Here is a 9,120-nt window from a genome sequence, read left to right as displayed (position 1 = left end):
CCGACGCTGCGCCGCGAGGTGTACCGCGGCGTCGGCGGTGGTCCGGGCCGCGCGCATGAACTTCGAGCGCAGGAACCGCTTTCCGGTGTCGCCCTCGCCGTCGGACAGCACCCGCGCGCGCTCGGGGTCGTACGGCAGCAGGCCCAGGACGGGCGATTCCAGTTGTCGACCGATCTCCTGCCGCGGGTAACGCCCCTGTTCGATCAGCACGATCCCGACCGCGTCCGAGCCGGTGCCGTGCGTGTCCAGGTCGTTGCGCAACGAGGTGATCCGGGGCCGCGCCTGGGCGAGCGAGGGCAGCGTGCCGCGAACGATCGGCAGGACCACGTCGGCGCGCCGCGACATGATCGCGGACGCGCCCGAGGTGCCGCGTCGACCCAGGTCGACGATCACGTCGTGGGGGATCTGCTGGCCGCCCAGACCGGCGGCGAGCTGCGAGATGGCGTCCCACGTGTAGGCGAGTCCCGAGGCCTGGGTGGGGTCCACCAGGCCCGGCAACAGCAGTCGTTCCCGGCGACCGTCGGACAGGTCCACGAGTTGGCGGAAGAACGCGTCGACGAGATTTCCCTGACGGTGCGCCACACCGAGCTGGTGCAGGCCGTATTCGGCCGAAACTCGCCCCTGCAACGCGCCCGCGAGTATGGTCCCGCCGTCCGGGTCGCCCTCGATCAGGATCACTCGCCGACCCGGCGGCAGGGGCCACGTCAGCAAGAGCGCCAGCGCGGTGGAGGTCGAACCGGGCGCGCCCTGGCCGCCGGTGACCGCGACGACCGTCATGTGGCTCCCCCGGTGCCGGGCGGGGTGTCCGCGTTGCCGGTGTTGAGGACGACGACCGAAAACTTGCCTTCCATCACGCGGGTAGCCAGGAGCGGGCCGTCCTGGGGCGGTACGGCGACGTCGAGGATGGTCGGTCCGCTGTCGCGGAAGCCGGTGGAGCGGATCACCGTCGCCCTGATCTGCCCGGGCGTGGTCGTGGGCGCGTTGTTGCCGCCCATCGGGACCGGGCTGGTCACGATCACGATCTGGGTGCCGGGCGTGAGCCCTCGAACGGGCATGCGGGAGCTGTCGACCGCGATCGGTACGAGCATCTCTCCCGACTTGATGGCGACCGTCTCGGTGACCTGATCCGACGTCAGCAAGGTGCCCGGGCGCAGCTCCACCGCGGCCCGTTTCCCCACGATGACCGACTTCGAGCCCGATCCGATCGGCCGAAGTCCCGCCGCGTCGTTGATCTCCACGACCTGAAGGTCTGCCGCCGCGATGGTGGCGCCGTAGGGCACGACACGTGCCACGGCCAGCACCGCGACCTTGTGATTCTGCATTTGGTAGAACGCCGCCGAGCCGAGCCCGCCCGCCGCGATCAAGGCGACGGACAGCGCGATGAGCGCGGGTCGCCGACGTCTCGCGCCCAGGCTGCGCGTAGGCGTCACGGGCATCGCGCCCCCGGGCGCGCCTTGCGGCGCCACTCCGTTGCCCGATGGCCGTTCCGTCGCTGCCTTCACCACCGGCTCCGCCCCCTTGCTCTGCCGGGCCCACCCGTTCCGCGCGGACCGAGATCCACTTCGGAGCTACCGCTCGTATCTTCCACCACACACACTGTCAGGTGAATGGTGAACGGCCCGAAATCAGCCGCCGAAGTCGATCATTCGAAGCACCCCGGGGCGACCTCTCACCGTGTCAACCAGCCCGATCGTGGACGCCACATGACGAACCCGACCCCAGCCATGATCACGGGCAAGCATCTCGTTCCGGACACCGAACGGGCCCCACGATGGTCCCGAAACGACATGCTCCGCAAGCACTTTCGGGCAATTGTTGGCCGGTCGAGTTGTGTGTGCACGTCAACGGTTGGGACGTGGTAACGCGCGCTCCAACACGGGGCGGCCGGCGCGCGAACGGCTATTCGGTGAGGGTGAAAGTGTCGTCAAATTGCTTCGTGGGGGTTTGGCGGGCTTGGGTGGGGCTGGTCGGGGTTCGGGTTCGGGGTTCGGAACGGGTTTCGAAACGGGGTTCGGTCCGGGTTTCGGCCCCGAGTTCGGTCCAGGGTTCGGCCGGAGTTCGGTCCGGGTTTCGGCCCGGAGTTCGGTCCAGGGTTCGGCCCGGAGTTCGGCCGAGTGTCGATCCCGGTCTCGGCGTGGGTCCGGGCGCCTTGGATTCGACGAGGCGTCAGACCCGGCGCCGCCGCGCCGTCACCGGAAGATGCCCGGGACGCGGGAGCGCGCTCGTCCGTGGCCGTGACGGCTTACCGGCCACCGGGTCGAGCTGCCACCGCGAACACACGGTCGCGACCGTGGTCACGATCTGGGCCAGGAACAGGTGTTCGCCGATACACCGGTGTACGCCCGCGCCGAACGGCATGTAGACGCCGCGGACGCGGCCGCGGTATCCCGGCTCGGCCCAGCGATCGGGATCGAACCGTTCGGGTTCGGGGAACACCGCCGGGTCCCGGTGCAGCGCGTGGTGGCTGTACAACACGTCGCTGCCGGCCGGGATGTGATGGCCCATCACGTCGACATCGCGGTTGGCTCTGCGCACGACGAGCCAGGGGGCATACAGCCGAAGCGTCTCGTCGACAACGTTCCTTGTATATACGAGCGCACCGAGATCGGCCGCGTCGACCGGGCCGCCGGCGAGCACGTCGTCGAGTTCGGCATGCAGCCGTTCGCGCACGTTCTCGTTGCGACCGATCTCGTGAAATACCCACGAAAGTGTGGCGTTGGTGTTGTCGTTGCCCGCGATCAGCATCGACACGACCTCGTCGCGCACGAGTTCGGGCGTCATGTCCATCCGCGTGAACTCGCCGAGCAGCCCGGAACCGTCGCCCGCCGCGACCGCGTTCGTGATCGCGTCCCGCAACCGCTGCCCGGTCTCGGCGAAGCGCCGGTTTCCCGGAGTGGGCAACTGCCGGGCCCATTCGGGCAGCAGCGTCCGGGTGAAGACCTCCTGGATGAACACCGGCAGCGACTGCCGCACCTCGTCCACCGCCGCGTCGGCCGCAGGGTCTTCGCCGAAGATCAACCGGCCGAGCGTGGTCAGCCCCAGCTCGGCCATCTCGCGATCGAGCGCGAGCCGCTGCCCCGGCAGCCACTGGGCACTCGCGTCCTCGGCCCGGCGCCGGATCACCTCGACGTACGCGCCGATCCGCGACCGTTGGAACGCGGGTTGCAGCACCCTTCTTTGCCCTCGGTGCAGCGGCCCGTCGGAGGCCGCGAGGCCGTCACCGATGTGCAGGCGAGCCTGCTTGAAGAAGCCGTCCCGCTCGACGGTGTCCGCGTGTTCGACGAGCACGCGTCGCACGAGCTCGGGATCGTTGAGGACGTACAGTTCCTTGGGCCCGATCCGCAGGCGCACGATCGGGCCGTGCGTACGCAGCGAGGCCACGAAGTCCCAGCGTCCGCGCAGCAACGCGGGCGTGTGACCGACCAGGGGCAGCCCACCCGGGGCGAGCGGGACCGCGAGCGGGGGCGGGGGCGGCCCGGGCTCGGGCTTCGCTTCACGATCGGGCTTTGCGTCTCGATGCCGCTTTCCGTCTCGATGCGGCTTCGCCTCTTGCTCCGACTTCGCCTCGTGATCGGGCTTCGCCCCGGCGTCCGAGATGATGCTCGGCACGGTGTCCTGACCCATGACGCGACTCCCCTGACCTGGTCGACCTCTGACAGACCTCGGCGTGGTCCCCGAAGTTCGGAAGCACTCCCGGAGCTGTCCCGGAGCTGTCCCGGAGCTGTCCCGGAACACTTCGGGACCGGTCTCGGAGGTGGTCCCTGAGCGGTCCCGAAGCAGCGCCAGGCAGTGCCGAAACAGCGGCGGAACAGCGCGGGGATTCCGCGTCCGAGCAGTGCTTCGCGCGGCCCCCGAAACGCCCCCACTCGTTCCGAAGCACCTCAACCCCCGACAACCCGTCAGATGGTCCCAGACCCGCCGTCCGCCGTCCATGGCCGGCCGACGGACGAGGCGGGAGGGACGAGCCAGCCGGGCGTCACGGGGCCGACCACAGCAGCACGTTGAGGTGCTCGACCGCCGCGCCCAGCGTGTTCGACGCGACTTGATTGGCCTCGGCATCCTGATCGGGCACGGGCGTACCGTCGGCCTTGGCGACCTCGACCAAGAGCAGGTAGTGGCCGATCTTCATGTACTTGCCGATCGACCCCTTCGGCGGGTCGGCGATCCGCACGCCGGTCGACGCAGGCGGCTGGAGGAAGGTGACGTAGCGTCCGTTGTCGGTCGACGCCTTCAGCTTCGCGTCCACCCGATCGACCGTCGCCTTGTCCGGCAGGCTCATCACGGCGACCGTAGACGCGTACTTGACCGCCTGGTCGACGAAGGACGCCCGTACGATGCCCTTACAGCCTTGGTCGAAGGTGACGCTCTCCAACCGCGGTTCCGCACCGGGCATGCAGCCGATGGAATCCGACGCGACGAGCGTGTACTTGTTCCCCTGAATACTGCGCGGCCCCATCGCCCCGAAGAACGCCTCGGGCGTGAACGGCGACCGGTCGGTGATCGCCGAGTCGTACACCGCAGGTTGCTCCGAGGCGGACGGCCCGCCGCCCGTGGACGTGGGTGCAACGGTCGCGGGTCGAGTGGGAGCCACCGGCGGCGTCGATACGGCCGAACGCGTCGCGGGCGGCGCGGACTTGCCACCGGGCTCGGGAATCACTGAAGGCAAGGATGGCGTGGGTAAGGCGACAGACGTGGACACGGGCGACTTCACCTCCCACGGCATGCCCCCGCTCTCGTTGTCCTCGCCACACGCCGTCGCGCCGGCTGTCACCATCACCACTGCGGCGAACGCGCGGATCAGGGCGCGCTTGTGTACGGACATGTGTGTCCCCCCGTTGAACAGTCCCGTCGACAACCCCCCGGCGCGCGGTGACCCGGCGGCGCCGAGGTGCTTGTCTACCACGCGACAGAGGCTTCCCGCCGTGGCGCGGACGGCAGGTATGCGCCAAGCCCCGCGGCGGCTCGGCGCGTACCGCTCGTCCGGCGAACGATGTTCCTCGACCGTCACGTGCCGATCGCCCTGGTCCGACGGTCACCGCGCGATTTCGCGTGTCACTTCACCATCGACACGATCCGATCGGCACTTCCCGATCGGCACTTCCCACTCGGCACCGCTCGATCGGCACCGCCCACTCGAAACCGCCCACTCGGCACCGCCCGATGGACACTTCCCGATCGGTCCGCCCGGCACGTCGGCTCTCGATCGACCGACTCGGAACGCCGTTCCCTGATCGACGCGGCCGGCACAGCGCACCCGGACTCGCACTCCCGGACCGTCCCCGCGTGACGATCACTTCATGACGGTGACTTGCGAATCGGCGGTACCGGCGCCGGCGTCTGCTCGTTCGTCGGCCCCGACCGGCCGCCCTCCGCGCGAGCCTGCGGGCCCTGGCCGTTGACCTTCGGGTTCGCCGGGTCGAGTTGCCGCGAAGCCTTGTCGACGCTCGGCGCAGGGGCGCCGGCCTGCTCCTTCCATGGCTTGCCCGGGTTGACGACCTTGGGGCCGGCCTCGACGACGCCCTTGGGCTTGTCCTTGGTGCCGTCCACGGCCGGCTTGTTCTTGCTTGCGTCCACGGTCGGCTGGTCCTTGTCGCCGTCCGTGCTCGGGGCCGGCTTGTCGGACGCGGCACCGACTTCGGCCACCGTCGCGGGCGATGACCTGGGCGCGTCGCCGCTCGCGGCGGACGCCACACCCACCCACGCGCCGAGTGCGATGCCGACGGTCGCGAGAACACCGACGATCGGCCCCGCGTGGCGAATTTTGCGGCCGGGCGTCTGGCTCAGACGGTTCGTCACGTACGTACGCTCCTTCGTTGACCACCGTTCCCCCTGCCGGGAGATCGGGCGTTGCAAAAGAGAAGTACGGCCGTTCCACGCCGTGCGTTGCACCCGCCACCCGCCGGCGGCACGTGCGCAACGTCTCCCGGAGGCCGTGCAACCCCGCGTAGTCCGACCACGTATCCCCTCGGTGACAGGCCCCTCGATATGCAGGCGTCCAGGCATGGGCACAGGGGCCGCCGACGAGGAGAACACGGTGCGCGCAACGCTCGACCACCCCCTGTCGACTTCGCTGTCGAACGCGTGAGGGAGGCCACCCGCGAACGGGAATTCCGCGAGTACGCAGAGGCTCGGCAGGGGCAACTGCGCAGATCCGCGTACCTGTTGTGTGGTGACTGGTACGAGGCCCAGGACCTCACCCAGACCACGCTGATGAAGATGTACACGGCCTGGGGCCGGCTGCATCGGGACGGCAACATCGACGCGTATGCCCGAGTGGTGATGACCCGCACCTACATCGACCAGCACCGCAAGGGGCGTTGGCGTGAGGAGCCGGTCGAGGAGTTGCCGCAGCGTCCGTCCATACCCGAGTCGCCCGATCTGCGGCTGACCCTGCGTGACGCACTGCTGCGCCTGCCGCCGCGCTACCGGGCCGTGCTCGTCCTGCGATTCTGGGAGGACTGGAGCGTGGAACAGACCGCCGAGGCGCTGCGGATCAGCCCCGGGACCGTGAAAAGCCAGAGCTCGCGCGGTCTGTCCCGGCTGCGCGAACTCGTCGGTGACCGCATGTGGGAGCTGTCCGAACGATGAGGCCGACGATGAACGATCGCGACATGTTCCACCTGATCCTCGATCAGCCCGAGCCCGACTTTCCCAGCGTGGTCGACGCGGCCGTCGCCGACGGCAAGCGAGTACGCCGACGCCGTCACGTCGCCGTGCTGGGTTCGGCAGCTGCCGTACTCGCGATCGGTGTCGCGGCCTTGGCCTTCGTACCGTCGCGCCACGAGAGGGTGCAACCGGCCACCACTCCACCGGTGTCGGTCGCGCCGCAGCCGACGCCGCCCTCGAACCCCCCGACGCCGTACCGCCCGACACCGAGCGTGGTCGCCCCCGATGTATCCAAGACCACGAGCTCGCAAACGCCGATCCACGAGGACGACACAGGCGCCGCGCCGAGCGCCCCGCAACCCCAGGATGTCCAAAACCTCGGGCCGAGCCTGCCACTTCGATGCAGCACGGACCGCAACCGCGGCGATTGCTCTGCGAAGACTCGCAGTTGACGGGACGTCACCACGTCGACCCGGCACAATCCGTTGCCCCGGGCCTCTAATCTGTGCACGGATCGTTTCGCCTGAGGAGCGATTCGTCTCGAGCGAAGAGAGGCCCGCGTGAGCAACTCCGACCCGTGGACCGTGGATCGCATCGCGCATGCGCTCCCCCATCCCGATGCCCGGCACGAATTCCTACGCCTGGTGCATCTGACCCCGATCGGGGACCTGCCGGGCCTGTTGGCCCGCTATGTGCAGACGGCGGAGACCCTGCTCGCCGGTCTGCCGCACGCGCGCGCCCTCGCCGCGCAGGTGGCGGCCACCGGCAACGACCCGGAGTTCGACGAGGTGGACCAGGAGACCGTCCTCAAGTGGATCTCGCGCGGCCGAGCGCAAAGCAGTGCCGCGTGACGTGGCGGGCGAGGATCGGCATCGAACACCAAGAGGTCATCGACCGGTTCCCCGAGAACGCGATGAACCACTGGGGAACGCTGCTGTACAAGTTGGTCTGTGACCCGTACACCGCCACCGTGCGCTACGGCGAGGACGATCGCATCGTCCGCACCGCAGCGACGGGGCCCTTGATCGTGGTGCTGTTGCTCAACGAACGAACGACCACACTCACCGTGTTGCAGGTGGTCCACTTGGGATGACGCGGTGCTGCCCGCGCGGGACGCAGTAGTGGTCGGCGACCTCGCCCATGACTCCGTCCCGCCCGTGCTTGCGGGCGGCCGGGGCGCCGGTGTACTTGCCGTGGTCGGGACGCTTGGTGTGCTTGCTCTGCTTGGTGTGCTGGGTGTGCTTGGCCTCGGGGTCGAGTACGCGACAGACCTTGCGTACTTGCGGGTGCCGTCCCGGAATGGCGTACGCCGAGGCCACCCCCGCCGTTCCGAGGCCCACGAACGCCACAACGATGATCGCCGTCTTACGGATCCTGCTCATTCGGCAGAAGATAGCGGAGCCGAGGCCGTCCCACTAACCGTCCTGCCGCCCCGCGTCGAGGACCAGCATCACCGACCGCGAGAAGAACGCGCCCGCGGGCCGTGGCCAGCCCCGCGACAGCAATCTGTGCTCGGCCTCCGGGACGGCTCGCTCACCCACCCGAACCTCCACCACTTCGGCACCCGCGGGGCCCCCGACCACGACTTTCACGAGGTCGAGCGGCCCCTGTACCGCAGGCGCCACCAAGTCGCCGATCTCGGCCAGGAGCGGCCGCGCCGCGATCCACTCCATCAGCTCCGTCGACCCGACGCCGATGCCCCACCCGAACACCGGTCCGTAGATCACGTGCCGGCCCGGCAGCCCACCGAAGTCGTGCAGACCCACATGCGCCCCGTACTCGCCGCGCCGCGCGAAGAGTTCGAGAATCGGCGGCAGCGTGGACCCGGCCCAGATCCGCGCGGCCACGCCCACCGCCTCGACCGGGTCCCCGGGCGGGACGACGACGCAGTCCAACAGAACCGGCGCGTTCGCCTTGTCGCGGTTGAGCACGAAGCCGATGTCGATATGGCCGTACCGCCCCTCGCCATGCGCCACGAGCCGAACGCCGGTGCTGCCGGGGCCGACGAGCCCGTCCCGACCGGCCCGCCAGTCGGGCGAATATTCACCCAACCGGGCGAGCAGGGCGGCCGGCATGTACTCGAAGTGCACCTGATCGGGCACGGAAGCTCCCCTGTACGAAGAGTGCGAAGCGGGCAACATACCGACGGGTCGACCCACTCGCCACAACGCCGCCGGGCATCCCCCACTCACTGCGAGGTCAACACGCCGCGACAACGGCCATGCGGTGCACCACCACGGCGAGCAAGTCGCGGGCGTGGGGCGTGCCGACGGGAACGTCGCGATGGTCGATCCCCAACGAGCGCTCGTAGAACGCCCACCAGAACCGGAACGTGGGCGAGAGCTGCCAGATCCGGACTTCCGAACCACGCGATGTCCCGGACAACATCACGAGACGCATCGCGCCACCCCTCACACACGTACGCTCCGTGCTCTGCCATCTGCGGCGACCGCGCCATCGACAAGGCTTTGCGGCAACTCGACTTGGCGAACCCGAAGGTCAACGGCCAGGGCC

12 protein-coding genes are annotated in these 9,120 nt (G+C 69.3%); 4 read left to right on the top strand and 8 right to left on the bottom strand.

What is annotated here, in order from left to right:
- The 5 genes from GT354_RS48975 to GT354_RS48950 form a co-directional block, all read right to left on the bottom strand.
- A partial coding sequence (locus tag GT354_RS48975; RefSeq protein WP_161364595.1) for a hypothetical protein occupies window positions 1–777 on the bottom strand: 777 nt, incomplete at its 3' end.
- Window positions 774–1,430, bottom strand: coding sequence for an SAF domain-containing protein (locus GT354_RS48970; protein WP_161364593.1), 657 nt, complete (start codon window positions 1,428–1,430; stop codon window positions 774–776). The genes GT354_RS48975 and GT354_RS48970, both read right to left, overlap by 4 nt.
- A gap of 736 nt (window positions 1,431–2,166) precedes the next feature.
- The gene (locus GT354_RS48960) at window positions 2,167–3,624 is read right to left on the bottom strand and encodes a cytochrome P450 (protein ID WP_161364590.1); all 1,458 of its coding nucleotides are present in this window, start codon (window positions 3,622–3,624) and stop codon (window positions 2,167–2,169) included.
- A 352-nt stretch (window positions 3,625–3,976) separates the two neighbouring features.
- Complete coding sequence (locus GT354_RS48955) at window positions 3,977–4,822, bottom strand: hypothetical protein (RefSeq protein WP_161364588.1); 846 nt, start codon at window positions 4,820–4,822, stop codon at window positions 3,977–3,979.
- A 473-nt stretch (window positions 4,823–5,295) separates the two neighbouring features.
- Entirely contained in the window at window positions 5,296–5,796 is a 501-nt protein-coding gene (locus tag GT354_RS48950) for a hypothetical protein (protein ID WP_161364586.1), read from the bottom strand.
- A 285-nt stretch (window positions 5,797–6,081) separates the two neighbouring features.
- Here GT354_RS48950 and GT354_RS48945 point away from each other — a divergent pair, with 285 nt between their 5' ends.
- The 4 genes from GT354_RS48945 (at window position 6,082) to GT354_RS48930 (ending at window position 7,699) form a co-directional block, all read left to right on the top strand.
- On the top strand, window positions 6,082–6,588 hold the full coding sequence (locus tag GT354_RS48945; RefSeq protein ID WP_161364583.1) for a SigE family RNA polymerase sigma factor: 507 nt from the start codon (window positions 6,082–6,084) through the stop codon (window positions 6,586–6,588).
- 8 nt (window positions 6,589–6,596) lie between these two features.
- Entirely contained in the window at window positions 6,597–7,058 is a 462-nt protein-coding gene (locus tag GT354_RS48940) for a hypothetical protein (RefSeq protein WP_161364580.1), read from the top strand.
- 108 nt (window positions 7,059–7,166) lie between these two features.
- The gene (locus tag GT354_RS48935) at window positions 7,167–7,457 is read left to right on the top strand and encodes a hypothetical protein (protein WP_161364576.1); all 291 of its coding nucleotides are present in this window, start codon (window positions 7,167–7,169) and stop codon (window positions 7,455–7,457) included.
- Window positions 7,454–7,699 carry a hypothetical protein gene (locus GT354_RS48930; RefSeq protein WP_161364574.1) on the top strand — a complete coding sequence of 82 codons (246 nt, stop codon included), beginning with the start codon at window positions 7,454–7,456 and terminating at the stop codon, window positions 7,697–7,699. Before GT354_RS48935 ends, GT354_RS48930 begins: the two co-directional genes overlap by 4 nt.
- Here the strand turns inward: GT354_RS48930 and GT354_RS48925 are convergent.
- The 3 genes from GT354_RS48925 to GT354_RS48915 form a co-directional block, all read right to left on the bottom strand.
- Entirely contained in the window at window positions 7,668–7,988 is a 321-nt protein-coding gene (locus GT354_RS48925) for a hypothetical protein (protein ID WP_161364572.1), read from the bottom strand. The two genes, GT354_RS48930 and GT354_RS48925, sit on opposite strands and share 32 nt — an antisense overlap.
- Window positions 7,989–8,021: 33 nt before the next feature.
- Window positions 8,022–8,708 (bottom strand): DUF6348 family protein, encoded by a 687-nt coding sequence (locus GT354_RS48920; RefSeq protein WP_161364570.1) that lies wholly within the window; start codon window positions 8,706–8,708, stop codon window positions 8,022–8,024.
- A gap of 97 nt (window positions 8,709–8,805) precedes the next feature.
- On the bottom strand, window positions 8,806–9,006 hold the full coding sequence (locus GT354_RS48915; protein WP_161364567.1) for a hypothetical protein: 201 nt from the start codon (window positions 9,004–9,006) through the stop codon (window positions 8,806–8,808).
- Window positions 9,007–9,120: the final 114 nt, after the last annotated feature.

It is taken from the genome of Streptomyces sp. SID3343, from assembly GCF_009865215.1.
Taxonomy (GTDB): Bacteria; Actinomycetota; Actinomycetes; order Streptomycetales; family Streptomycetaceae; genus Embleya.
Note: the sequence above shows the minus strand (reverse complement) of the source record. Positions and strands in the feature narration are given on the sequence as shown.

Excerpts from the sequence above, each read along its gene's own strand:
- GT354_RS48955 (WP_161364588.1), bottom strand. The coding sequence starts at position 4,822 with ATGTCCGTACACAAGCGCGCCCTGATCCGCGCGTTCGCCGCAGTGGTG.
- GT354_RS48925 (WP_161364572.1), bottom strand. The coding sequence starts at position 7,988 with ATGAGCAGGATCCGTAAGACGGCGATCATCGTTGTGGCGTTCGTGGGC.
- GT354_RS48915 (WP_161364567.1), bottom strand. The coding sequence starts at position 9,006 with ATGCGTCTCGTGATGTTGTCCGGGACATCGCGTGGTTCGGAAGTCCGG.
- GT354_RS48940 (WP_161364580.1), top strand. The coding sequence starts at position 6,597 with ATGAACGATCGCGACATGTTCCACCTGATCCTCGATCAGCCCGAGCCC.
- GT354_RS48960 (WP_161364590.1), bottom strand. The coding sequence starts at position 3,624 with ATGGGTCAGGACACCGTGCCGAGCATCATCTCGGACGCCGGGGCGAAG.